This is a genomic window from Acanthopleuribacter pedis (assembly GCF_017377855.1).
Taxonomy (GTDB): Bacteria; Acidobacteriota; Holophagae; order Acanthopleuribacterales; family Acanthopleuribacteraceae; genus Acanthopleuribacter; species Acanthopleuribacter pedis.
Genome location: NZ_JAFREP010000004.1, coordinates 211745 through 237788, shown reverse-complemented (window position 1 = coordinate 237788; position 26044 = coordinate 211745). Strand labels below are relative to the sequence as shown.

At 56.7% G+C, this 26044-nt stretch carries 18 protein-coding genes; 9 read left to right on the top strand and 9 right to left on the bottom strand.

Translation table 11 applies throughout. The annotated features are described in order from the left end of the window. The first annotated feature begins 98 nt into the window (after positions 1–98). The 3 genes from J3U88_RS05815 to J3U88_RS05805 are packed head-to-tail and all read left to right on the top strand — an operon-like array spanning position 99 to position 2793. Positions 99–641: a hypothetical protein gene (locus J3U88_RS05815; RefSeq protein ID WP_207857496.1), complete on the top strand. Its 543-nt coding sequence runs from the start codon at positions 99–101 to the stop codon at positions 639–641. After that, complete coding sequence (locus J3U88_RS05810) at positions 617–1420, top strand: hypothetical protein (protein ID WP_207857495.1); 804 nt, start codon at positions 617–619, stop codon at positions 1418–1420. Before J3U88_RS05815 ends, J3U88_RS05810 begins: the two co-directional genes overlap by 25 nt. A gap of 2 nt (positions 1421–1422) precedes the next feature. After that, positions 1423–2793, top strand: coding sequence for a serine/threonine protein kinase (locus J3U88_RS05805; protein ID WP_207857494.1), 1371 nt, complete (start codon positions 1423–1425; stop codon positions 2791–2793). Between the two features lie 126 nt (positions 2794–2919). On the opposite strand, the gene J3U88_RS05800 is transcribed toward J3U88_RS05805, so the two are convergent. The 4 genes from J3U88_RS05800 to J3U88_RS05785 form a co-directional block, all read right to left on the bottom strand. Continuing rightward, positions 2920–3819 carry a hypothetical protein gene (locus tag J3U88_RS05800; protein WP_207857493.1) on the bottom strand — a complete coding sequence of 300 codons (900 nt, stop codon included), beginning with the start codon at positions 3817–3819 and terminating at the stop codon, positions 2920–2922. 65 nt (positions 3820–3884) lie between these two features. Next, positions 3885–4079 carry a hypothetical protein gene (locus J3U88_RS05795; protein WP_207857492.1) on the bottom strand — a complete coding sequence of 65 codons (195 nt, stop codon included), beginning with the start codon at positions 4077–4079 and terminating at the stop codon, positions 3885–3887. Positions 4080–4809: 730 nt separating this feature from the next. Then, on the bottom strand, positions 4810–5034 hold the full coding sequence (locus J3U88_RS05790) for a hypothetical protein (RefSeq protein WP_207857491.1): 225 nt from the start codon (positions 5032–5034) through the stop codon (positions 4810–4812). Continuing rightward, complete coding sequence (locus J3U88_RS05785; protein ID WP_207857490.1) at positions 5015–6586, bottom strand: tetratricopeptide repeat protein; 1572 nt, start codon at positions 6584–6586, stop codon at positions 5015–5017. The genes J3U88_RS05790 and J3U88_RS05785 overlap by 20 nt, the downstream gene beginning before the upstream one ends. Positions 6587–7887: 1301 nt before the next feature. On the opposite strand from J3U88_RS05785, the gene J3U88_RS05780 reads away from it, so the two are divergent. Then, the gene (locus J3U88_RS05780; protein ID WP_207857488.1) at positions 7888–8409 is read left to right on the top strand and encodes a hypothetical protein; all 522 of its coding nucleotides are present in this window, start codon (positions 7888–7890) and stop codon (positions 8407–8409) included. Between the two features lie 67 nt (positions 8410–8476). Continuing rightward, complete coding sequence (locus J3U88_RS05775; protein ID WP_207857486.1) at positions 8477–8746, top strand: hypothetical protein; 270 nt, start codon at positions 8477–8479, stop codon at positions 8744–8746. A gap of 272 nt (positions 8747–9018) precedes the next feature. Here the strand turns inward: J3U88_RS05775 and J3U88_RS05770 are convergent, their stop codons facing one another. Beyond that, positions 9019–14352 carry a DUF5719 family protein gene (locus tag J3U88_RS05770; RefSeq protein ID WP_207857485.1) on the bottom strand — a complete coding sequence of 1778 codons (5334 nt, stop codon included), beginning with the start codon at positions 14350–14352 and terminating at the stop codon, positions 9019–9021. Positions 14353–15305: 953 nt separating this feature from the next. Beyond that, positions 15306–15734 carry a hypothetical protein gene (locus J3U88_RS05765; protein WP_207857483.1) on the bottom strand — a complete coding sequence of 143 codons (429 nt, stop codon included), beginning with the start codon at positions 15732–15734 and terminating at the stop codon, positions 15306–15308. A gap of 1109 nt (positions 15735–16843) precedes the next feature. Between J3U88_RS05765 and J3U88_RS05760 the strand changes: the two genes are divergently transcribed. From J3U88_RS05760 to J3U88_RS05745, 4 genes are all read left to right on the top strand, one after another. Beyond that, the gene (locus tag J3U88_RS05760) at positions 16844–18391 is read left to right on the top strand and encodes a long-chain-fatty-acid--CoA ligase (protein WP_207857481.1); all 1548 of its coding nucleotides are present in this window, start codon (positions 16844–16846) and stop codon (positions 18389–18391) included. A 137-nt stretch (positions 18392–18528) separates the two neighbouring features. Beyond that, complete coding sequence (locus J3U88_RS05755; protein WP_207857479.1) at positions 18529–18795, top strand: type 1 glutamine amidotransferase family protein; 267 nt, start codon at positions 18529–18531, stop codon at positions 18793–18795. A 32-nt stretch (positions 18796–18827) separates the two neighbouring features. Next, on the top strand, positions 18828–20075 hold the full coding sequence (locus J3U88_RS05750) for a sensor histidine kinase (RefSeq protein ID WP_207857478.1): 1248 nt from the start codon (positions 18828–18830) through the stop codon (positions 20073–20075). A 1-nt stretch (position 20076) separates the two neighbouring features. After that, the gene (locus J3U88_RS05745; protein WP_207857476.1) at positions 20077–20634 is read left to right on the top strand and encodes a response regulator transcription factor; all 558 of its coding nucleotides are present in this window, start codon (positions 20077–20079) and stop codon (positions 20632–20634) included. A gap of 83 nt (positions 20635–20717) precedes the next feature. On the opposite strand, the gene J3U88_RS05740 is transcribed toward J3U88_RS05745, so the two are convergent. From J3U88_RS05740 to J3U88_RS05730, 3 genes are all read right to left on the bottom strand, one after another. Next, positions 20718–23324, bottom strand: a complete 2607-nt coding sequence (locus J3U88_RS05740; protein ID WP_207857474.1) for a purple acid phosphatase family protein — start codon at positions 23322–23324, stop codon at positions 20718–20720. A 407-nt stretch (positions 23325–23731) separates the two neighbouring features. Then, entirely contained in the window at positions 23732–24766 is a 1035-nt protein-coding gene (locus J3U88_RS05735; protein ID WP_207857473.1) for a hypothetical protein, read from the bottom strand. Next, entirely contained in the window at positions 24763–25794 is a 1032-nt protein-coding gene (locus tag J3U88_RS05730; protein WP_207857471.1) for a DUF2169 family type VI secretion system accessory protein, read from the bottom strand. Before J3U88_RS05730 ends, J3U88_RS05735 begins: the two co-directional genes overlap by 4 nt. Between the last annotated feature and the right edge of the window lie 250 nt (positions 25795–26044).

Sequence of the window (26044 nt, the reverse complement as noted above, 5' to 3'; positions counted from 1 at the left end):
CCCGGCCCCCGCTCTTGCCGCGGCGTCTCTCCCACGTTTTCCATTGCCATGCGCAACCGCGATTTCTTCCCGCGCCCATCCGCTGAAGCGAGGCCCGAATGACGCAAAAGCCTGGTTACCTTGTCACTTTGTGCGAGCAAAACGCCTACGTCGGCGGCGTGATGATCACCGATCACCATGCCATTCCCGTCGATTTCAAGTACACCGATCCCGTGATCCCCACCAAGGTACAGCGCATTATCTACGGGTCGGTGCTGGAACAGTACATTCGCAACCACGTCATCATCGGCGCCTTGATCAAAGAAATCAGCGTGCCGCCGCCCTTTTACGTCGTGTCGCAACACCAACTGTTTGATATCGAAGAAGCCAACAGCCTGACCCTCGTCGCCATCCAGCGCACCCAATTCGCATCGCTTGGCGAGCAAGGCTCCGTGACCCGCGCCAAGGACAACGAAATCCTGCTCCAGGGTTGGAACGACCAGCACCCGCTGCGCATCGTGTTCGGGCGCATCCCCGCCGATCAACAGGAAGCCCTGATCAAAGACCTGATTCAGCTTTCCAAAACCATGGACCTGGTTGAACCCGGTGAACGCTTGGAAAAGGCGCTGAAAACCTTATGTTTGGAAAAGATTCAAGAATAAATTCGGGCCTGCGCAAAATCATCGCCAAAATTTCGCGCGAGTTCCACTTCCCCCGCGTAACCGTCGTCCGCTGCCGCATCGACACGGGCGTGGTCACCTGGCGGGACAGAGAAACCGTTCCGATCCAGACCTTGCCGACGCCAAGCACGGCCGTCAACCAACGCGGCGAGCTGGTCACGACCGAGGTGCAACACGCGCGCCTCGACCCGGCCACCGTACTCACCGCGCAACCGCTATCCCAGATGGAAGCCACCGTTCGCGGTGCCGACTGCTGGCAAGCCGAATCCTTTCCCATCCACAACGGTTTGGGCGAAGAGGCCTTCGACCCCGCCGAAATCCACGACCAAGACCTCGCCGTTGAGGCACCGCGCGTGCGCGCCACCCGCTACCGTTTCCCCCCAAAAAAAATCAAATCGCCCCGCCTCACCTTCAACATGCGTTTGCACAGCAACTTAGGCTACGGGCGCATGCTGCCGATGTTGTTGCCGGTGCATACCATGGACCAGCTCCCAAAAAAGTTGGTGATCCGCTTTCGTGCCGGCGTCCTAAAAACATTGCAAGTCAAACCCAATCAAGTTAAGTTTGTCGGCGCTTGCCTCATGCTTCCCGCCGCCCCTTTAAAGTTTGTCCGATTCGAACCGAAGAGGTTGGATAGTTTGTACCGCGCCCACGCGGTCATCAGCGGTGCCCCGAGCACCTTACACGCGGGACGGTCGTGGGTATTTATTCAGCGCGAAAATCAGCCGGGCATTTTCCCGGTCATCGTTCGGGAGGCGTGAATTTGATTCAAATCCCCGGTTTTCAAATTCACGAAATCATCGGCGAGGGCGGCTCCTCGACCGTGTACCGCGCCACCCGCCTCGAAAACCAGCAAAAGGCCGCGCTCAAATTGCTCCACGAAAAGTACTCGGGCGACCCCGCCATGCGCAGCCGTTTGCAGCGCGAGGCCCGCGTCATCGGCAGCCTCAACCACCCGAACATCGTCAAAATTTTCCAATCGGGCAACTACGAGCGCCGTTTCTACATGATCCTGGAATACCTCTCCGGCGGCTCGCTGGCCCGCTACGAGGATTTTTCGTTGCGCCGCCGCCTCGAGGTGATGATCCAAGTGTGCGACGGCATCGCCTGCATCCACAGCATGGGTATCGTGCACCGCGACCTCAAACCGAGCAACATCATGTTCGGCGAGGACGGCTTACCGCGCCTGGTCGACTTCGGCATTTCCCTATTCTCCAAGGAAAATTACACACGCCTGACCCACACCAACATGGTGATGGGCACGCTCAGCTACATGTCGCCGGAACAACAGGCCGAGCCTGGCACCGTCGACCACCGCACCGACATTTATTCAATTGGTTCGATGCTGTACGAGGTGTTCACCGGCAAAAAAACCGTGGGCCGGTTCCAGGACCCCACCGTGCTCAACCCCGCCTTCCCGGTCGACCTGGAAAAAGCGATTCTCACCTGTTTGGCCCACGATCCCACCAAACGTTACAAGGAGATCATCGACCTGCAAAGAGATCTCATCGCCTTGTACCGCGACGGTTTGTTTAGCGAGGAAGGCGGCGACCTTACCGCCCAAGATTTCGTCAACCGCATCGGCATTTGGATCAAAAAGTTGGAGAGCGGCACCGCGGCGCAACGCCTGGAGGCCCGCCGCCAAATCGCGCAAAACGCGGTCATCGGCGACGTGCCGCAACTGATCAGCATTTGCGAGTCATCCGCGACCGAAATTCGCGCCGCGCTCATTCCGCTGTTCGGGAAACTGCGCGCCAAGGAGACCTACCCCTTCCTGGTGGACCAACTGGCCAACCCGCTACTGGCCCGCGACGCCTCGATTGCGCTGGCCTTTATCGGCAACCCGGCGGCGGTGCAACACCTGATCCCGGTCGTCAAAAAACAAGCCGCCTATTCCTACGGGGCGTTGCTACCGCTGGCCGTGCTGGGCGAGGAAAAAGACCTGAAGTGGATTGCTCCCTACCTACGCAGCAAAGACAGCACGGACCGCGAGGCCGCGATCAAAGCCTTCGAGCACGCCAAAAGCGCCAAATACCTAAAACCCCTCAAGAAGCAGCAAAAAATCGAACCCGAAGCCCATCTCAAAGACCGCCTCACCACCCTCATCCACAAACTAGAGCACGGCGCTCGGTAACACGGCACTCACGTAATAAGCTTGACTTAGGAATTCCGTATTGAACCCAAGTTTGTGGCCGGGATGATTCTTAGAGCCTTGAAGCATACTTCGCCAAACAGCCTCATTCCAAAGTTTAAGCCAAAATCACCGCGTTTGTGAACTTGGGGGAGTGATAACCAAAGTACCTTCCTCGGTATCCAAAGAAAGGTGTTTCTCCTCAAAACGTGCGAGCGTTACGAGATTGCTGGATACAGCGTGCAATTTCCCACCTTCCAGCTTGTAGCGCTTGCGTTCAATGTCACCGGTGCCTAACTCCGTGAGGTAAATATCGAACCATACGGCGGTCGCATCGGAAAAGATATGGTTAATCAGCGAGTGGTTGGGGTTTCGCCGGTAAAGCCGACTGTTTTTGCTTCTTTTCACAAGCGGGAGTTCGGGCAATAATCGGCGAACAGGTTTAAAGGCTGAATCATGCTCTACAACTGAGCCTGTTTTGTTGTGAAAAACAAAAGGCACATGTTCGTTTATCAGAAGGAGCACGGTGTAGTTTTTCTCTGTGGCTATATCATGCAGTGGAAGAAAGCTCTCCGCCTCTAGGTCTAGAATCTTGAACACATGAAGGCCTTCTTTTTCTATGAAACGGCATAGAAATTGACCATTTTGAATTGGCTGAATTCCCGACCAAAGCATTTGGGGCATAAATCCTTCAAAAGTATCAAACTCAAGGATTTTTCCGATTTTCAGATCGTCAGTCACCTGATAGCCCGCATTATTCCTAATGACCAAAAATCCAGTTTTATATGCTATGACCTTCCTCGATCCGAATATTTTCAAACGTGGATCATTAATTTCATACGCGAGATAGGTTTGAATATTCACTATTAGTAACTTGGTCTTCATTTGAGAAAAATTAAGAATAGCTACTTGTTTTTTTTGTTTAGCTGCCCCGTGAAATCTTTCAATAAAGACGTCAGAAAGCGGGATCTCTGTTTTGTACAAATCAGAGAACAGAAGGTTTGTGAGTAAAACTAGAGTGATAACCATAGTGAATCCTGCTGTGTGTTTAGAACAACTGGGCCTCAGCAAGCCAAAGCCCAGCATGAATAACCTTATAGATCTTGCAACTCGCACTCGGCCCAGTCTCGCATGATATAACGCCAGTCATCTTCATCGCAAGGACCTGGGTAGGTTTGAACCGAGCAGTCGTAGATCTCTTCTAGGATATCGAGACAATCGGGCGTGGTCGCAAAAGAAAACGAGGAAAGGGTGTACGAGGCCAAGAACAAAACTAAAACCTTTTTCATATGAATCTCCAATATAAAACACGCGAGCAAAACCAGGGGATACCCACGCAGTTTTAATTTATTTTAGTCTCAAAGCGTTGTTTTCAGCAATAGCAGAGCGATTTCACCATAGCGTCCAGAAACTGTCTAGGTAAAAAATCACTAAATAAATTTCTGACCCTACTTGCATTTAATAAAGTAACGACTCAAGAGTAAATGACAACATCAAAGATCAAGGGAAGCACTAAAGAAATAACAAAAAATGCGCAAAACGCAACCTTGACGCAAGTAACACCTTGCGTCAACCAAAAAGAGATCTGACGATAGGCCCAAGTGCGTATTTAGCGCACCTCGCGTAACAAAAAGTTGCAACAGGTCGTAGATTTCCCTTTAGATTAATAGAGTCGGCTCTCTGTTTTTGTTGTTTCCTCAGTGGTCTCTCTAGCCTTCGTTAGGATGAGGTGGGTCACTAGGTTTAATAGGTGCATCATCGACTAAAGGGCTCTCCAGCGACACGTGCAATTCGAAAATTCCTCCGAAGCGTCCGCGGATAATTCTAGAAGTTCTCGTGGTGGCTCTGTCGCCCCCTACATAGTATTTATTAATCCTGACTGTCTATATGCTTCAGCAATGTAAAAAAGAAACACTCCCGTTTGAATCAGTTTTCATACTCTATCTCCGATATTTTTTTCCTATGTAACCTAACACGTTCACGGGAACACCACTTAACTTTACAGTAAATGCTCCCATTCTAGGATCCTCCGTCTGGCTCATCGCTAATAGGTGGATCGGAGCCAAGTGTCCCATCTTGCGAAAGAACTGATTCTTCCAGTTGTTTTAAACCCTCAATTGATATGCTTACGGTGTCTTGCGAACTCTGATTTGAAACACTATTTCTATTCAATCTTCCATCGATATTTTCAGTTTCCGGCTTAAAAAAATCGACAAAAACCCTATCAATTCTTGGTATCTCCATGAAGTGACTCCTCTTTGTGGAATTGTGTGTTTTTGGTTCTTGTAAAGTTCAACAAGGTGTTAACGTAGTTCCCGTTCACCGGATCCTTAGAGCGCTGCAATCGATTGGCCAGCGCGCCGGCAGGTAGCCCCATTTCTTCGGCCCATAACATTCTTATGCTTAATACGAAATCTTTTAGTCGGCTATCTTTTGTTTTTTCCGCGATCTCTTCAGCCAAGAGCAAATGATGGTACGCCTCATTAAGTTCACCAAGAGGAACTAAGACTGAGGCGAGACTTGCGTGCGCAACCCCTGTTCTGCCGACATCTCCCTCAAGCAGTGATAGCCGAATTGATTCCTCGAAATCGACCCTGGACTGTTCCAATTCTCCTTTCATTAAAGAATGAAAACCTTGAAAACGATAAATCAAGCTCTCGTATTTTTTGGTATTTACCAGCTTGGCTTCTTCAAGGTGTTCGAGAACCATTTTTTCATCGCCCAAATACAAATAACACTCCGCTATAAATAGCACCGAGCGACGCAATACGTCCCTTTTGCGAGACAGTTTCTCAAGCAAGTCCCTACTGTTAGCAAACGACTCAATTGCTAAATGCAACTCACCTCTATAGAGGTACCCAAGTGCAAGGTTGTACCAACCAGCCGCCTGGTGATAAACATCCTGGTCACTAATCAGTGGGTCAACCTGCTTTTGAACGATTGAAATATCCACTTCCAGATCTAATGCTGTGCGGTATGTGGCAATAATAAGTTCACTTGAGCTCTCTGGCGCTCGCTTTGGAATTTGATCAAAAGCAGCAGGTCCGTTTTCCATCCACTTTTTCTTGAAGTTAAGTAGAATTTCTTGTTCGGTTTTTTCAAAATGATATTTTCCACTTACCAAACCCGCTGATACGCCGATAGCTAGCAGCAATGTTCCTTTAATCAAGCTCTTAGGTATGGCGATAGTTGAATTTTCTGTTTCAAAACCAGTTGCTAAAACTGAAGCGGGTCGCCACAAGCCAAGCTTGCCAAATAGCTGTTGGAAACGCGTGTGGGGAACCACGGAAACGCCATGGCGGCCCTTGTAAACGCCCCGTACAAAGTGAGACTTGTCAAACCGCTCGTTACGTTCTTTCGCTTGAGCAATCAGGGCAAGCAATTCACGGGTTGTTACGGTGACCTTGCGGCCAAGCTGGCGCTCAGCAAAATAGACGAATTGGGCGCCAAGATACAAGCGCTGGGCACCTCTTTTCCCCCGGTAAGGTTCTTTTCGAATGGGCTGAAGGACCTCTTTCACATGAACGGCTAACTCTGGGTCCGCTTGGAAAAATCGCTGGAGCGCCCCTTCCCTTTGCCACAGGTAGCGCCCTAAATACGACTGAACCCGAGCCCGCCGGTCGCGCAGTTCGGCTTTCTCTGGTTCGGGCACTCTCACGTCAAACTGCCAGTGATCCAATATGTCTCCGGTCGAGTAAACCACATTCAAATCCAGTAAAACCAAAAGTTCTTCACAGTCCAAATCCCGTTTTTCAACTGCCGCCGTTTCGTTGATAGGTTGGTTGTTTTCCGGCATGCGTCCTCCAATCATTTATATAGGCAGGAATAAAACCTAAGAAACTCGATGTATCGCGGTGGTTTTGACTAATCATCTGGGCTACAACGGCACGTGAAAATGCTCACTGTACCCAGAGGGTGCACGTCGTGCGCGACCCCGGCCCGCTTTTTCCAAGCCATTTCGCTCCAGATCTTTAGTCAAACCACCTCACTCTTAGCGCGCCTCTTAGGTAAAAAGCCCCTATCGGTTTTGCCGTTTGAAGCAGCATGAGCAAAAACCGAGACCCTCAGGGGATTCTGTTCGGTTCGGAGTGCAACCGTTCCTTCGACCTTTTGGAAAGTCAAACTATTTTAGGCAGACATGTTTTCTGCGTCAACCAACCTACTGAGCGATACCGAAGCAGCGCAAACCTTCCTTCTAACGCACACGTTCGCATTCGCATGTTTTTTACAAGTATTTATTCACGCTGTGAAACCGCAACACGCCCAGCTTACTCTTTTCGCCCCCAAAGGGATAGGGTAAACCACAAATTCGTTTTAATTTCAGCTACTTACGCTTTATTGGATGCTTTCTTTTCACCGAAGTTTTATGCATTCTGTCTGAACCATGGCGTCGTTCCCGGATATTCTGCTTTGATTTTCTGGAAGTTCCAAGCGGGTTTCCAGAAACCAGCACTCTACCCCCAACCTTCTTAAACACCTATATACAATAGGCATACACGGATTACCGGTTGAATTTCCTATATTTTTCCTCCACCGCTGCCAAACGTGGTTGGCCTTTGGCTGCCTTCAGACCTACCCGCCCCCCTCTTAAAGCACTCAAAATAATAAGCATAACGATATATCGATATTGGCAAGTGGATATTTACAACCTACCTCATCTGTCAACAGTTTAAAAAAAACTTAAATTACGTCCATGTTGAATATTTCCGTTGCAGGCACTGTTTTGCATCGTGTAAAACTCACTCAACAAGCGGCGATCACGGCTTTCTCAAGCAGCCTCAAACCTGCTCCCTACCTCAAAAGGCTGCGCGTTCCTTGAAGTCGCGGGGTACTTCAAAAGCCCATAGGTTTGTTTTCGAAGTGCTTTCCATCAGGCAATTACTTGGCACAAAGCTGCTCAACTTGCTTTCCGCCAGCCCATCCAAGCCAAACAAAAGAATCCACCGTTTTCGGGCCTTCATGGCTCTTTGTCGCGGCCGAAGTTCGACTAGACGTTCTAATCAATGCCTGCCCTATCCAATAGCGCGCTACGAACATTAGCCGATGCGACCGCGACCTTTTCACATGCGCCAAACAGAAACCATTCAAGGAGATATTATGACCGAAGAGGTATTTTCATTCGATGAAATGGATTTAAAGAAGCCGGACCCATCATGGACCAAACAACAACTGCTCTCATGTGAAGGCATCTTTTACCTGAAGGACATCGCGCCACAACTGGAACTGAACATGGTAGCTTTAAAGCGAAAGGTAAAACAAATCCAAAACCAAGGCCAAAGTGCTTGGAAAACAACTGGAATCCGAAAAATTTGGAATCACTGGCTTGTAAAAATGACCACCTTCGCACCCTATTATCAAGAACACTTGGTTTCGCGCGTTAGTAAAATTGACCCCAAGTGGGATGGAAACATTTTATTACAACAGAAAGGACTTTTTGTCCTAACCGATGTTTGCAAACTAATACCGTTTAGTTCCCATCAGCTTAGGTATCAGGCAAAACGCGTTAACAATCCACAGACTGTCATAGGCGTGTTTAAAGATAAGGAACTGAAAAAGTTTCTTGTCGATATGCAAATTTTTGGTCCATGGATTACCCAAAAGTGGCGAGAAGAGGAATGATCACTATTCGTGGCAGCCGTAGGCACAGTAGGAGTCTGATAAGATGCTGAGACCAACGGGCCGACCTATGAAATACAGTGAACTCATCGAACAATTAAATGAAGACGAAATTTATACACCTGCTACCATTGCGGACTATGCTGAAACGATCGGTTACATTTCGGGTCAAGATCCAGAGGAAGTACGGCTCGTCAGGCAGAGAATCAGAATCGCAATGGGGCGATTCTCCAACAATCATAATTTTCCTGACGAAGGTGATGGTTTCGTTACGCTTCGCGGGCAACCGCCCACGCCCGGTTGGTTTGGGTGGCGCTGGATATCCGCGATTCACGACTGACGCGACTAATAGCAAAGAGGAACCGAGACAGCCTTTAACCTAAATTGAGCGATTCTTGGCGACGCACTTGCCTAACCCTCGGCGCATCCTGCGCCGTTACTAGAACAATTGCATCCACCCGAATCGCAAACTTTAGGTTTAAACCGCTTATCCCGCCGATTAGGATAAACGCCATCGCCATTGCCCTTCGCTCAAAAAATTACGGGTGGCCGGATCTTTTAGTTAAGACCCGGCCACCTCGATTTTTCCTTAATCGCTTGTCAAGTTGCGGGTTACTTCAGTCCTAGCGGGTTGGTGGTGAGGTTGTCGTTCAGCAGGTCGCGGTGGATGCTGTAACCGTTTAAGCGAACGCCGTCGCCCGCGAGGATTTGGACCTCGCGTAATAAGGTGATGTCGCTTTCCGGGAGCCGGCCGAGCAGGGTGGTTTCGTCGATTTCGAGGCGTCCGCCTTCCGCGATGGGTAGCACAATGCGATGGATCGGGTCGAAACCCTCGCCTTGGAAGAACAGGTGCACCGTTCCCGCTTGGTTGGCGGTGTTGATCAGCCAGAGCGCGCTTTTGTTGGTTGCGCCGAAGTTCAGCGACGCCGCGGTCAGGATGGGTTGCCCTTCGCCCAGCGGTTCGATGCGTTCCGTGATTTCGTCGACCTCGCTGGTGAGGCCGTGCAGGTCGAATCCGCTTATCTCCAGCGCGACTTGGACCGGATGCGATGCCTCGAATCGCCACGACAGGTTGCGGCTCAGGCGGTCGTCGCGACTCTGGTCCATCCAGTGGGACGACGTGTTCCACAAGGCGCTGCTGTTGGCGGCGAGCGTTGTGGCGCGCGTCGAGACCACGCGACCCTCGTGGTCGATTAAGTCGAAAGTCACCACCGCCGTTTGGCCGCCTGGGTTGGCGATACGCACGAAGTGGCCCTGTGCCGGGAACCAACCCTTTAAGCGGGCGCGGCCGTTGGCGCGCGCCACGAACAGGTCGCTTCCGTGGAAGTTGGTTTCGGTGAAGATGGCCGCGGCCGATACCGGTTCGTCCGATAACCAACGCATCGCGCCGACGGCCGCTCGGTCAACATCCTCGGGAACTTCCGCGAGGGCGTCGCGCTGGATGGTTTCACCCGCGTCCAACAAGAACTCGCTTTCTCCCAAGGTCGCGCCGCTTTGGTCGTACCAGATTTGGCGGATGGTTGCGGCGATGTCGCCGGGGTTGGTGATGGTCAGAACCGCTGATTCCTCGGCCAACCATTCAGGGGCCAATCCCAGGAAGCCGCCGTGGGACGGGGCACCCTGGTTCGGCACATGGCACGCATCCGTTTCGCTATGGGCGACAAGCCGGACCTGGCTGGGAATGAGGGTGGTGCATTCGAAACGCGCGGCGCTCGCCACCGTTTCGGGTGAGAACAGGGTTTCCAGTGCGACGGTGTCGTCCGCCAGGCCGAGGTTGCCCCACACGAAGGTTTCGGCCAACAGGGTGCCGGCCGCGTCGATGGCCGCGAGGCGACCGCCGAGGAAAGGGCTGTTGCCGGGACCGCGCAGCTTCAGTTGGTGGCGGGTCACGCCGAATTGGGACAAGGCCGGGAAACGGTGGTGGTTGGTGGTGGGCATGGTTTGGTTGACGGCGTTTTTGGGCAGGGTGCCTGCCAAGACGTCGTATTCGTTGTTGGCGCGATCAACAGGAACAACCACCCAAAAACGCGCGTGGCTTTTGCCAGGTAAGGCATGCACGACTGCTTGGGTTTCTTGGGTGAAGGCGATCTCGTGGCGGGTGCCCTGGTGTTCCTCGTAAATCCGATAACCGGCAAGGGATACACCCGCGGGGCCCGCCGGTAACCAGCGCAGCGTCACTTGGTTGAAGCCGGAGCGGGTGGCGGTAAGGCCGGCCACGGCTTGGTCCGAACCAACCGCTTCGCATCCGAGGAACACGCCGTAGTGATCGCGCGTGGCCAAGAAGCCGTCGAGCGGGTCGAAGGTGGGGCTGTACATGTCGTATTCGCCAAAGGCGCAGCCGTTTGGATTCAGCGCGGCGATGCTGTCCAGCGCCGCGCAACTCGCTTGGTCGAAGGGGTTTCCTTCTAGGTTGATGCACATCCAGCCGGCGCCCTCGGGCAAGCTGGGCGGTTGGCTGAATTGGTTGCCGGCCAGGTTGAGGAACGCCAGGTTGATCTGGTCCGGCCAAGGTGGGAGTTGGTCCAGTTGGTTGTCGGCCAGGTTGAGGTAGGACATGTAGAAGGGCATAGCCGCGATGTCGGTGAGTTGGTTGCCGGCGAGATTGAGCTGGTCCATGGCGCGCGGCAGTTGATCGGCCGCGCGCAACTGGTTGTACGCGGCATTGAGGTGAACCATGTATTCCATGGCGCTGAAATCGGGCAATTCGGTGAGCTGGTTGCGCGAAACGTCGAGGAAGGCCATGTCCTCGGCCATGGGGGGCAGGCTGGTGAGGCGGTTACCTTGGGCAAAAATGAAATTGAGTCGAGGCGGCAAGGGATTGGGCAACGCGGTCAGTTGGTTGTTGCCCGCGAAGAGTTGGTCCACCGTGTCCGGCAAAACGGGTAGCGCGGTGAGCGCGTTCTCGCGCAGGCTGAGACGACCGACCATCGGGGGTAAGGCACCCAACTGTTTGAGGTTCGGGTTGAAGTCAAACGCCAGGTCGGTGACCTTGGTGAGGTAATCGAGATCGGGGGTGGCTTCCAGGGCGGTGCGCAAAACGTACAACGAACCCATGCCGCTAGGGAACACCGGCAAGCTCGTGAGCGGGAGATTCTCCAGGAACACATTGCCACCACGTTGGTGGAAATCGGGCAGGGAACGCAGGGGCAGGTGGGACAAAGCGGTGAAACCGATCTGGTCCGGCCAGCGGTTGATGGTTTGCAGGGGGACGGTGTTGAGCAGGAGTGAATTGAGTTCCTCCGGCAGGTCCGGCAGGTTGGTCAGGTTGAGATTTTGGAAGGCCAATTCTTTGACCGACGCGGGGATCGGGGCCAAATCCACAAGGGGAAGATCTTGGATAATAAGGTTTTGTACCGAGGGCGGCAAAGCGTCCACGCTGGTGAAATCGCCGTTGGCGAGGACCAGGGTTTGAACTTTTTCGAAGCGCGCCAAGTCGGGCAGAACCCGTGCATTTTTGGAGATCAAACCCAAGAAGGTGATTTGGTCGGCCAGTTGGTTGAGGCTGGTGTAATCGAGGATGGCATCATCAAACACGGCCAGCGGCCCTTGGTAACGCAAAAACTCTCGTTCCGAAAGGTGCTGATCGTTGTTTTGGTCCAGGTTCTCGGTGAGGAGCCTAGCCAGGCCTGGATCGTTGATTTCGGCAGCGACAAAGGGTTGGATGGCAAAGACCGCGGTTTGTGCGGCGGTGTCGGCGGTTTCCAATTGCAGTTGGTAACCGTCGCCGGCAGGCACGGCGGGTACGTGCCAGAGCAGCATGCCGGCGCTGTCGGTGACGGACACGCGGGTTTCGGGAAGCGGTTGTCCGTCGCGGAGTAAAACCATTTCGGTGACCGCGTCCGGGGCGGCCAGGTTGGACCAGAGCAAGGGATAGCTGTCGCCGAGGCGGATTTCGTTGGTTTCAATCCTGTTGACCCATTGCAAACCACCGCTTGCCGACAAGGCCCTGGCGGCGTTGAGGCGGCGACCACTGAGGGTTTTGTGGTGAAGCGCGGGTAAGGGGTCACCAGTGGTGGCCAGACGCATTTTCAGTTCATTCAAACCCATGGCCGGGTTTTCGGCGAGGAGCAGCGCGGCCACGCCGGCAACGTGGGGGGCGGCCATCGAGGTGCCGCTGTAAACGCCGTAGGCTTGATCAAAGTCGGCTTGGCCGGCGAGGCGGTGTCGCTCTCTGGCGACCTGGTAGATGCGCAGGTTGTCGATTTCCAGGCCGAAATGGTCGGCGCCCGCGGGGGCGGCACGCCAGTGCAGGCGCAGGTTCATGGTTTCGAAGCTGAAGTTGGGCAAGCGGCCTTCGATGCGGGCATAGTTGTCGCCGTCGAAAGCGTGGAAGGATGAACCGAGGTCGATCCACATCGAGGTGCCGTTGTCGCGCACCATTTCGATGGTGAAACGCGTGCCTTCGCTCATGGCGGCGCTCACGTCGAAGGACACCCAAATCGAAGCCCCGAAATCGTAGAGGAACTGGTCGCCGGTCATTTGGGGTAAATCCAACCAACCGTCGCCGGTGCCCCGGTAGGGAAAGGCAGCGGAAGCATCGGCCCGCAAGGCACGATTGCCATTGCCGGCTAAGGCGTCGGTCACGCCCCAGGTATTGTCGGCACCGCCGCGACGGTAGCCGGCGGGCAGGGCACCCTCGGCGATGCTGTCGAAGTTTTCCTGATAAATAACAAGCATCCCCGGTAAGGTACTGAGCACGGCTGAGCCGGGCGCGGCCAAATCCACGGCTGATTCGCCGAAATTAGAGTAAGGCGCGAGTTGGTCGGTGTTGTCGGTGGCGGCGACAGTGAGGATGTTGGGCAGGTCGAACTGCGCGGGATAGGCGGACACCTCGCTAAAGCGCGAGCCGAGGTAAAAGCCGGCGTTGCCGGCGGAGGCGACAAACAACACGCCGGCGTCGGCGGCGTTGCGCACGGCGGTTTCCAGCGCGGCGCCGGGACTGGGTCCGCCGAGGGAGGCGTTGATGATACGCGCACCGTTGGCGACGGCGTATTCGATGCCCTGACTGAGGATGAAATCATCGGTATAACCGCTATCGTCAAAGACCCGGCAGGCCATCAAGCTGACGTTGCGGTTGACGCCGCTGATCCCAACACCGTTGTCTGAAACGGCGCCGATGGTGCCGGCGACGTGGGTTCCGTGGCCGATTAGGTCGCGCGGCAGGGTGTCATCGGAGAAAAAACGGGCGGCAAAATTGTGACCGTGGACATCATCGACAAAACCGTTTTGGTCGTCGTCGATTTGGTTGCCGGGAATTTCGCCGGAATTGTGCCACATGTTGGCGGCCAAGTCGGGGTGCTCGTAATCGATGCCGGTATCGAGCACGGCAACGATCACGGTGTCGGAACCGGACTGCTGTTGCCAAGCGCCGGCCAGATCAATGTGGGCCGAGGCGAGCGGGGCACCCGCGCCGGGTTGAAGGGGTTTGCCGTGGTTGCGCAACGGCCACTGTTGGTCGACGAGCGGATCGTTGCCGGGGAAGGCGGCGTTGAGGCGGTAGCGCTGATTGGGCACCAAACGCATCCGGCCTTGTTTGGCGAAGCGCCGGGTCAAGCCGGCGCCATCCGGTTGGGCGTCACTGTCGAGCAGGGCGTAGGTGGTGCCGTTACGGCCGCGGAAACTGTGTCGGATGCGGGCGTCAACAGCCTTGGCGGCTTGGGCGACAAGGTCGTGGCTTTGTTTGGCGGCGGCGCGGCTTTGGTGGCGGTCGTCCGGTTCATAAATCAGGATCCAGCCGTTGGATCGCTCGGTCGGCGTGAGCTGCATGGCCGGTCCCTGGCTGTTTCGCGCGACGGCGGCAGGCAAGTCGGCCGGTTTTAAGCGGGTGGGTAGTTGGGTGATCGGCCGACCTGTTTCGGGTTCGGGTCGATCCATGGCGTGAAGGAAGGGAGACGCGGCCAGGCATAACGCGGCCAAGATAGCCCCAAATAAACGAGTACCGTTCATGGTAAATGCTCCATTTTTTTCGATTTGCTAGCCCATATTCCTCACAAGGAATCCTCGTGAGCAATGGGGGGAATGAAGAAGCGAGAACGGACCGTCGCAAAAGGAGACAGAAGAACCGGGAACCTGAAACAGGTGGGGCGAGAAACCGGTCTGGCAGAAGGCCCTCTCACGGCGGGTAGGCATAAATAAAAAAACCACGCGATTCAACGCGCGGTGAACCTACGGTCGGTTCGTGCTTCCAACTCGCATGCCAAAACGGGAGGAGCGGCGGCTTTGTGTGGGATGGATCACAAAAAACCCATCTAAATGCCGCCTACTCGACAAAGCATTATCAAATGAAAAAAATACAAGACGGAAAACACACACCTGTTTCTTCTCCAGGTAACAGCACCCACGAAACATCCAAAGCATCATGTGCGACAAAATCGTATATCTAGAAATTATTCAAGGATCGTCTTTATTTAAACCTAGAAGCGCGATAACTCGCGGCGATTTTGGCTAAACCTCTGGGCTACAACGGCCTGTAAAAATGCTCATCGCACCCAACGGGTGCGCCTCCGCTTTTTCCAAGCCATTTCGCTCCAGATCTTTAGCCAAAATCCCTCGCTCTTATCGCGCTTCTTAGGTTAAAAACCGTTACCGCGGGCATTTTCCAAGCAGCAGGCTAGCCCGCATTTCTCACAAGGATTCGTCGCGAGAAGCAGAAAGCCTTGTGAGTACGAAGATTACGACCGAGAGACGGCACAGGTGTCCGACCTTTCGCGGGACCGACCATTCGGCGTAGCAGCTGAGGCGAAGGCGGCTCGACCGAGTAACCGAAGTAATCGCATGGGTTGCCCCGTAGCAGAATTCCTTGTGAGAAATGCGGGCTTGGATGTGGGCACATAACGCAAAACGCGGTCGCCCCAAACATGGAGCGACCGCCCGTCGCGGTAAGGGTTAGCGCTGTAGGTTTAGGCGGCGCGGTAGAAACTGGAACCGGCGTAAAGCGATTCGACGCGCGGTGGTAGGGAAGCATTGGGCCGGTTCTGCACGGTATTTTTCAAAAGGCACACGTCGTCGTCTTGGAGGGCGAAAGCTTTAACCAGGCTGCCAAAGGTAGTGGCCGTATCCTCGGTGGCGGGACCGGTGAGGGTCTGGGCCGCAAAGGCGTTCATCGCGATAAAAAAGCGGTCCTCGTAGCAGGAAACCCGGTTGATCAGTTCACCCGAGGGCAGGTCGCGCACCTGGTTAAGCAGCTCGCTTAAATCGGCTTGCGGGGCGTGGATCGCCAGCAAGTCGTGCAGCAAACGGCGCCCTTCGTCGTCCAAAGTTCCTTGTTCCAAAGTCATTTTGGCCCACAACTGAAGTGCGGCTTGAAGTGAAGGCGATAAGCGTGACATGACATCTCCCGAAATGATCTCAAAGGACGGCACAAGTGCCAAAAGATTGGTTACGACTGCAAAGGGCGCAAGCGCTATCGAGTTGGTGCCAAAAAAACGCAACAGGTTTCGTTGACTGTACCTTTTTTATATAAGCGGCGCGAAAACCACCGCGAGTTATCACGGTTCTTAGGTTTAAGGGGACGGGCGTACCGGGCCGGCTACTGGGCGCACGTGAAGGCAACAGGTGCGGGTTCGGCATGAAAAAGCAGCACAGGCTGGGAATACTAAATCCATCGGTCCTCGGTCGTCAAAACCTAAAAAAATGTCTTAGCATCAACGCGAAAACACGGCTTCCTCCAGACGTTCATGCAGGGTAAAACGCAGATTTTGAATCCTTTATTTCAAAAAACCGCGGCGCCGGCTGCAAGAAAGTTATCTTACATTTTTGAGGCGAAAAATTTCAAACAGGGTCTTTTTGACCCTTTTCCCAGGGCAAACCCGCGATCACTTTCTTTTGGACGCGGTGTTCGACCCTTGGTTCGCTTCTTTAACCACGACCTTTTGGTGGTTGGGCGACGGTCCCGCGCACGGCCTCGGCCTGATGTGGATAGCCGCGTGCGGTTTGGTCGTTGGGCTAGCACGGGTCGGGTCCCGCCTCCAAACCCTGTGGCGCGCGGAACCGGAAGACGCCGAACCGGCGCTTCCCCAAACTGAGACCTCTCCAACCAAACCTAAACAAACCAGCCAATTACAGCCTTCGCAAAACCCACCGACCGGGGGTGCAACAATTTGCTGCATCCTCAAGTCGCGTTTCTTCGACTAGAGTTCTCCCCATCACGACGGCGGCAACCCCAACGGCCGCCGGCCCTGTCTCTCCGTTCCACCCCCCGTGTCGTTTTCCCAACAACCTCCGCCCCGTCGTCAAGGAGGATGCTGGGTGAAACGACGGAAAAGCGCGTCGGATGGAAGTAATCCCAAGCACATGAAGCGCAACACGACCTCGCCAACCCGGTTGAGAAACCCAACCTGACCCGTTGTGCTTCTAGCCCGCATTTCTCATCTGAGAAAGGCGGGCAAGCCGCTTCGATCCGACGCGCCCGGGGATCTTTGTCACCGGAGGTGCGGTTTTGTACCAAACACTGTGTCAGGTATTGACCGATCACGTCAGCCGACAACCCGAGGCGGTCGCTTTTTTTGACGGCGACCACAGGATTTCCTACACCCAATTCGAGGCTTCCGTTGCCGAAATCGCGGCCGGCCTTCAGGCGATGAATCTGCCGCCCGCCTCGCGGATTGCGTACCTTGCCGACGACCACACAACCGCCTACGCGCTGCTGTTTGCCTGCGCCCGCCTCGGCCATGTTTTTATGCCGTTGAACCAACGGCTCTCCGCGGAAGAGCTGCACACCCTCTTGGATCACGCGCAAGCCGCGCTCCTGTTTACCCAAGAAGCCGGCAGGAAACGGCTGCGGTTCGTCCTGCCCAGGTTAGCCAACCTCCATACAATAACCCTGTCGTCAGACCGGGCGATAACCACGTTCCAAACCAAATCGCAACCGGTTGCGGCGCGAAGCGGGGGCGACGGCGGCCAGGCCTGCGTGCAGCTTTACACCAGCGGCACCACCGGGCGACCCAAGGGCGTGGTCCTGCCGGAACGCTGTTTCTTCGCGATAACCAACGCGATGCGCGCCCAAGGCGATCCCTGGATGGGACTGCAAAACCACGACCGTCTGTTGCTCTCGCTCCCGGTTTTCCACATCGGCGGCATGTGGTGGGCGGTACAGGGTTTGGTGGCGGGTGCAGCCGGGGCCTTGCTTCCCCGTTTTTCCGCGGGCGCCGCCCTGCAGGCGATCCAACAACACCGCATCAGCCAAGTGGCCATGGTGCCCGCCATGTTGCACAGGGTGTTGTCCGAACCAGAGGGTGAGCAGACCGATCTGATTTCGGTAAAGGGGTTGCTTTACGGCGGTTCACCCATGCGTCAATCCTTAATGGCGGCGATTCAGGCACGGCTCGGTTGCCGTTGCTTCCAAATGTACGGTATGACCGAAACCGGTAACATGGCGGTATGCCAACGCCCGGAGGAGCATCAACCGGACAACCCAGGCCGCCGTTTCATCGCAGGGCGTGCTTTGCCGGGGGCGTCTTTGAAAATAGTTCTGGCGAAGGGGGACGAGGCCGCCGTCGGCCAAGTGGGCGAGGTTTGGATTCACTCGCCGGCGGCGATGCTGGGTTACCACCGCGATGCCGAGGCAACCGCGGCGACCCTGGTCGATGGCTGGGTTCGCAGCGGGGACATGGGCTTTGTGGACGAGGACGGGTTCCTCACCTTGTGCGACCGCCTCAAAGACATGATCATCTACGCGGGCGAAAAGATTTTCCCGGCAGAGATAGAGGCGGTTCTGACCCAACACGGCGCCGTGGCCGAGGCGGCGGTGATCGGCGTGCCCGATCCGCGCTGGGGCGAATCGGTCAAAGCCTTTGTGGTGCGGCGCCCCGATACGGTGCTTCGCAAACGCGACCTGCTCGCCTTTGCCAAACAACAGCTCGCCGATTTTAAGGTGCCCAAATCCGTGGATTTCGTCGAATCCCTACCGCGCAACGCAAGCGGCAGAATTTTAAAACGGGCGCTGCGCGCACCCTACTGGGCCGGCCAATCGCGGCAAGTACATTGAGGAAGTTAGGTTTTACCGGCACGCCTTTGCGGCGACCCGGAGGAGGCCGTCACCCCCCCTATTGCGGTACGGCCAAACCGCGCGCGGCAAGCCGGCGGTGGACGCGCGCAACCGCTGGTATACCGAGGGATACGAAGGTGAATCGAGGGATGCTGGATCGCGACCGCATCACCGGTGGCAGCGTCACCGCCGGCATCGATTTCGGTCTGTCGCCGGCGGCGCGGTTGCGGGGCGAAGGTTACGCCAAGGCGGTCCAGCTGTTTCCCGAATCCGATCCGCAACCGCCCTTGGACAGAGGCTCCCCGGGAAAAGCCGACCCCGCCGCGGTGGCCAGGTTGCAATCGATGATGGGCGGTTTTATGGTGCAGTTACGCGCCGCCGCCAAAGCCGACCCCGGCTTGTGATTAAATAGAGCGCCGTACCAGGAGGCGATGCGATGGCACCTGTAACCCCGAACCAAACACCTTTGATCCCCGAGGATTGGGACCAGCCCCTCATCTTTGCTTGGATCCTGCGCTTCCGCGCCGCGGCGGTGTTGGCACTGAGCGGCGGCCTGGCGGCAGGTTTCGGCCTGGAAATCGTGGCGCGGCGGTCGTTCTGGTTCGCCGCGGCGATCCTGGCGTGCGCGGCGGTTTCCTGGATCTACGGCCAACTGGCACAACGGGCCAAGGTACGCCCCGGTCCCTGGTCGCTGTTCCTGCAAATGGGCTTGGATCTCGGCGTGTTTGTCAGTGTGGTGTTGCTGACCGGCGCCCACACCAATCCCTTCCACGCCTTTTATTTTCTCTACGCCGTGCTCGGTGCCTTTTGGCTGACCCGGGCACGCGCGGCGGCGTACCTGCTGCTGTGGAGCAGCGGCCTGTTGTTGCTGGGTCACCATTATTTGTCGCCTCTCTCCAAACCTTTTGTCGAGAGTTGGTTGCTGCCGCGTTTGGTGGTTGGCTGGGTCGTTTTCGCCGGCGTGTTTGCCGTCGCCCATTTGGTGCGACGTTACCGGTTTCACTTGGAGCGGGTTCACCGCCGCCAAAGCTACGCGGAACATCTGCAAAGCTTGGGCGCGCTCACCGCCGGGGTTTGCCACCAACTCAACAGCCCGCTCAACACCGCGTTGCTGCGGCTGAACCGCCTGAAACGCGGTGGTTTGACCGAGAACGCGGATCTTCAAGCGCTGGAACGCGCCCTAGAACAATGTCGGGACGCCTTGCAGGGTTTACAGGAGAAACGTCTGGTAGCGGACGGCTTGAACCAGGTTCCCATTGATGCCGCGACTTTTTTAGAGGATGTTTTTCGCGGCTGGTCTCAGGCGCGACCCGATCAAAAACTGACCGCGGCATTCCAAATCGGCCGACACGGTGCCCTGCAATTTCCCGCGCTGCCCGTGGCCGAAATGATTTGGGACCTGCTCGACAACGCAAGCGAGGCCGTCCAAGGTGAAGGCCGCATCATGCTTGCCGCTGAAAACGAAAACGGGGCGGTTACCTTGTCGCTCCGTGACAATGGTCCGGGTTTTCCGCAACGGGTGCTGCAGTCTCTGGGCAAACCGTTTAACTCGGAAAAGGCCGACGGTGGCGGTATCGGCCTGTACAACGCCTTCCTGCTGATGAACGCGCTCGGCGGCAACATGCGCCTGGAAAACCCAAGCGACGGCGGCGCCAAGGTGTCCTTGGTGTTTACGGGCGCTTGAGATGACAAGCCCGCCAACCGCCCAACGGGTGCTCCTGCTCGAGGACGACCAAAACCTGGCCGAGACGCTGGCCCTAGAATTTGAGGACGTCGGCATCCTCGCGGACATCCTTCCCAACGAGACCGGCTTATCGGATTACCTCACCCAGCACCAGCCGGACTGGGCGGTGATTGATCTGCGGCTGGACGGCGGTTACGGGTTAACCGCGCTGAAGACGCTGCTTGCGGCGGTCCCCGATTGTTTTGCGGTGGTCTTAACCGGGTACGGTACCGTCACCGCCGCGGTGGAGGCGATGAAACTCGGTGCCCGTGATTTCCTCACCAAACCGATTCGTTTCGAGAACCTTTTGGCGGTTTTGCAACAGGCTCAGCCGGTACCCGCGCGACCCGACCCGGATCAGGCCGACTTGAACCGTCAGAGTTTGGCGCGCAACGAGCAAGAATACATCGCATATGTGCTAAACCGCTGCAACGGCAACATTTCTCAAGCAGCCGCCTGGCTGGGCATCCACCGCCAAAGCCTGCAGCGCAAGCTAAAGAAGTACCCGCCGCACCAGTGAGCCATGCAAGGTTAAAACCGAAAAAGCGCCGCGGCTTGCCGCGACGCTTCGGTTGGATCGGTTCATTTATATAAGGATGGGGGCTAGCGGACAAACCGCAGGTCGAGGCTGTCGACGTAGGCATCGTTGTCGGTGCCGGCGTGACGGGTCCCTTCCAGGTGAACCTCGATGAAACCGGTTTCAACCGGGAGGGTGGTCGATTGTTCGAGGACCCGCCAGACCGCCTGATCATGTTGCAGGGGCACGGTGGTTTGCAGTTCGTTGCCCGCGGCATCCAGGAAAACCAGGTAAGCCGCGGGGATGTCGTTGCCGGACCAGTTGCGCAGCGCGGCCTGGAAACGAACGGTTGCACCCGCGCCGATTGCCTCGGCATAGGTGCGCAGGTCGATGCGTTGGACGGCGTGGGCAAAAGCAGCCTCACGGCACAAGGCACCGACGGCGAAATAACGCGCGCCTTCAAAAGGATCCGTCCCCCGGCATTCCCCGGCGCTCAAGCTCTCGAGGTGACCGGCGCGTGTCTCCCAAGCATCGGTCTCGTTTTCCGCGCCGCCGTTGGCGACAAGGTTACCGCTTGGCAAACCCGGACCGGAACCGTTGGGGAGCAACAAACGCAGGTCGAGATCGTCCACGTAGCTGTCGTTGTCGGTACCCGCAAAACGTTCGCCCAGCAGTTCCACTTCCAACCAACGGGTGTTGGCGGGCAGCAGGGTGCCGGCGGTTTGCGCGGCCCATTCAGGCGCTTGACGGCTCACGCTGAGGCCCTCTGCCAACACAACACCTCCGCTGTCGAGAAAACGCAGGTGAACGCTGGGCCGGTCGTTCCCGTTCCAGTCGGCCAGCCACACGCTCAAGCGTAGCCGGGCTTGACCGCCATCGATGGCGGCGGCATAAGCGGTCACATCAATGCGTTGCGTGGCACGCGCCCGCGCCGCTTCCCGACACACACCACCGACGGCGAAGTAACGGTCACCGCTTTGGGGATTGATCCCATTGCATTCGCCCGCGCTCAGCGATTCCAAGAAACCCTCGTGAACCTGCCAGCCGTCGGTGCCCGCCTCAGCGGCGCCGTTGCGCACCAGGTTGGGTGTGGTTTGCAGCGCGGGCGTCGAGAACACGGCGTCCTGGGACCAGGGCGACCAACCCCAGCGGTCGTCGCGATAGCGCACGCGCCACACGTAATGGGTAGCAGCCGCCAAATAAGGCGTGCGCCACCGGGTCAGGTCCGCGCCGGCTTGGGTATCCGCATCGAAGTAAATGTTTTCGCGGCGGGTTTCGTTACCCCAGGCCTCGGCCACCAGGGCACCGTCCTCGGCCCGTTGCAGTTGCCAGTGGCTTTCCAGGTGCGGGTCGTTGTCGGCATCGTCAAAAGGCGAAGCCACCAAGGTGGTTTGCAAACCGACGATTTCGCCGGCCGGCGCCAGCGGGATCGGTCGTTGCGGCAGACGGTTGAGTCCGCCGATGATGAAATCGTCCCGTTGGCTCTCGTCGCTGTAGCCGTGATAAACCGAATCGTCGCCGCCGGTCCGTCGGCGAACGGCCAAGCTGGGTTCGCCTTGGGCGCTGAAGGTAAGGATTGAGAACCCATATTCGTCGTAGGATTTCTGAAAATGGTCGTAGTCTTTTTGGGCGTACTCACCCCAATAGTCGATGTCGCCGGCGGTGGTGGCGGCGTTGAGCCACAGGTGGCGCACATCGCGGGACTGGCCGCGCGAGTAGCCGTGGGTATGGCCGAACAGGTGACCGGTGATTTTGCCGGTTTGGGCCGACAGGTTCTCCAGCATGCCGACATACTCACAGGTCAGATCGCTTTCGCCCGGGGGCCAGAGTTCGGATTGGCAGGGATGGTGGATCGAAACAAACAGGTAGTCGAGGGCCGGATCTTGTTGGGCCTGCTGCAGCAGTTGGCTGAACCAGGCCCGTTGCTCGCGGTTCAGCGTGCTGTCGCGACCGTCGTTGGAGTTGAGCCCGACGAGGCGGAAATTGGCGTAGTCCAGGTAATACCACTGCTCGTTGTAGGAGCCGCTGCCGTTGTCAGGTAAATCGAAATAGGTCAAGAAGTTACCTAATTCGTAATCGTGGTTGCCGATGGCGGGAATGATCGGAACGTAGGGCAGCACCGCGGCGGCCTTGCCGAAAAAGTCACGGCGCCAGTGGGTGATGTTGCTGCCGGTGCCCACCAAATCGCCGGGGATGATGATGGCGGCCAGATCGTCGGGGCAGGCGGTGACGCGACCCTGCGAACACTCTTTGCCGATGACGCCGTTTTCGATGACGTCGCTGAAGCGGTCGGGCCAATCGCCTTGCGCATCGCTGAGCACGATGAAACGAAAACGGTCCACGCCGTCCGTCTCCGTCGGCCAGGTTTTGAAACGGAACCAGGGACTGTCGCCCGCGCTCGTGGTAACGCGGTATTCGTAGCGGGTGGCGCTGTCGAGGTTGGTGAGGGCCGCGCGGTAAACGGCGCCCAGCGGTTTGACGCGTTCCGCGTTTTGGGTTTGGGTGGTGGTTGCGCCGAGGCGGCGGAAGCTGACGCGTGGGTTGAGGTCATGGGTTTCGAACATCACGGTCATGCTGTTCGGGGTTGGGTTTTGCAGATAGGGGGCGACCAACCAATTGGGGTCGGCCTGAAGTAAAAAGCCCTGCATCGCCAGGACGGCGACGAGGAGCCGGTTCAACGAAAAACGAAACATGGAATCTCCTGAAGTACGCCCGCGCGCCACTCGGATGAGGGCACGGGAAACAACCTTAAAATCGGACATTCCCGCTCACGTCGGTTTTTGAAAAGCGATGAAAAAAGGACAAGGACCCCTTCGGCGGGGATGGTGGAAATGGGGAAAACGCGGGGGATCAGGGCCGGTAGGCTTGAAGGAAACAGCAAGCGTTAAGCGGTGAAAAAACAGGCCGCATCCAATAGAACAGGGCTCAAAAACCTGAGGACACAACCGGTGCGGCCGCCAAAAAAAGTGACGCATCAACAACCACCGGTCTGACCTGAGAGCGAGAATACCGAGGCACAGGTATAGCATCTGGTCAGACCCCCGACGCATGAGCATTTGGTGAAGCGGGCTCAAGTTACGGTGAGGTTTTTACCTAGCCCTCATGAAACGGCACCCTGTTCAAGCATTACAACAGCACCCGCGTCGCTGTCGCCGGCGGCCACCACCAGGGCGCGCTGCCGCGTCCCTTGACCCTGGGTTCGCTGCATTTGGAAATCGGCGAATAACATTTGGATCAAAGTACCGGCGGTGCCGGTATCACCCAGAACCGAGGCCGATTCAAAGACATCCAGGGGTTCCGGCCACCATTCGGGATGGCGCAGGTAGGCATGGTTGATGTCTTGCGCCAAAAATCCCTCGCCGGTGCTCGCCACATAGGCACGGCCGGCGCACCGCGGGGCGAGCGCCTGAATCCGTTCATCGGCAAAAGCCGCGGTGAGGTTGTTTCGTTGGCTCAGGACGGTTGCGGAACCGTCGTCGGCCCGCGCGGCGGCGGCGAGAAGCCGTGTGCCGGTATGGGTCGGCTCCGCGGGACCGAGCAGCACACAACCGGCGGCTTCGCCCGGAATCACACCTTCCGAACCTTTCTCCAACAGGCGTTTTGCTTTTTGCAGCCTGGTCAGTTCGTCGGGATCGCACAAGCTGTCGACCGCGGCCACGATCACGGGCGCACCACCGCGCAGCAGGGGCAGTGCTTGGACCAATGCTTCACCGGCCGCCTCACGACCGCCAAACACCCAGCGCGGGGACGGTAGGTTCAGGTTGTGGCGCGCCGCGGTTTCGGCAAAAACCTGGCCGAGCAGCTCCTGTTCCGCGGTTTTGAGATTACGCGGCACGGCCACCAAGACCGTCGGCGGATTTTCCGCGAAGCCGGGCGCAACCGAGGCAAGGGTTTCGTCCAAGGCGCTGACCAAAAGGTGCGCCAAGCGGGTGGCGCGCACGGTGGCGCGTTCGAACAAACGCACGCCGGCGAAGGGGAACGAGAAGTCGTCATCCTCCGGGTACTCGGCCCAGAACGAATAACTGTCGAACACATCACTTTCGGCCTGGAGCTGCAGGCAGGTCAAGCGGCGTTCCAATCCGGCGGCGGAACACAAGCCGCCGGCAAGCAGAGGAAAACCTAAATGCTCGGTCATGCGGCGGTCTCCCATGGTTCGCGCAGGCGGTATTGAATGCGTTGCATTTGGTAGGCACGCTCTCGTAAGGAAAAAGAAGCGCGCCACACCATTTGGAACTGTCGGGTTTCGGTGTCAAAGATCAAACCGTCCAGCGCCATATTCTGTGATTCCCGCTTCTCCCCAAAATTCACACTACAACGTGGCACGCATCCTGGCAAATCGAACTGGCTTGGGCCTTCGTGGGAGAAACCTTCTAAGTACACGGACTCGTCACCGCGCAGCGGATGGGGCGAACACAGGTTGGGATGGGCGGCGTGGAGAAAACGGGTGTCGAAGTCTTTCGGCCACAACGGCGCCCGTTCCCGTTGCCAGCGCGCATCATAGGTGCCCGCGTAAGCCACGCGTGGTTGCCAAGACCGGGCGATCAGACCGTAACCCGCCGGTTGGGGACGGTCCTGAATCGAGGTGATCGGTTGATCTGGGTCTTCCAGCAGGGGGAGCGGCTGATTGATCGCATGGCCCTTACCGGAATAGAAACCCATGCCAATGGGATTGCGGGCATCAAAAGGCGCGTTGCCGTTCTCGCCGGCAGCGCAGATTCCCCCAAACGCATGGGAATAATCGAGGGGTTGGTCACAAAAGGGTTCGGGTTCGCTGGGCCGGAAACCCCAAAAGCCGTTCACCCAGGTGCGTTTCCCGAAGACACGGACCCGCTGCGCCACGGAGCCGACCAGCAGACGGGTGTCCAGAAAAGCCAGCGGTTGGGCGCCGGGCGTGCGCGCGACGCCGTACAGGGCGATATCGGTGCCGGGCCGGCCGGGCAGAGCCTGGCCGTCGCGGTACAAGCTGCTCCAGCCGGGTTCACCGGTGTATTGCTCGTGTTCCAAAATGGGCCACGGATTTGGGGAGGGCGTCGGCGCTTCGCCGGCGGCCCGGGGAAAATCAAAGGTCGCGGACAAAACCGCGGTGAGCCAGGGCTCGCCGTCTTGGTCGGCCGTCATAAACCAGCGGTCTAGGAAAGGGGTCAGGTTCAAAGATTCGGTCATAAAGCCTCTCATTCATCGATGAAACGCATAGCAGATCGCTTTCGCATCTCGGGCAGAGTGACGCGAAAATCCATTTTTACGGAACTCGATGTCGCATTATTTGGCGAGATTCAAGAACTAGAGGGAGAAGCTTTGTCGGCAAGGCTGCTATAACGCGCCTAACTTTATTGAATAAAATAACTTACAGCCATTTTTGGCATTTGGTTGAAGCGCAGAACCAATCAAGGTCCAGCCGAGAAGGTAATATTAA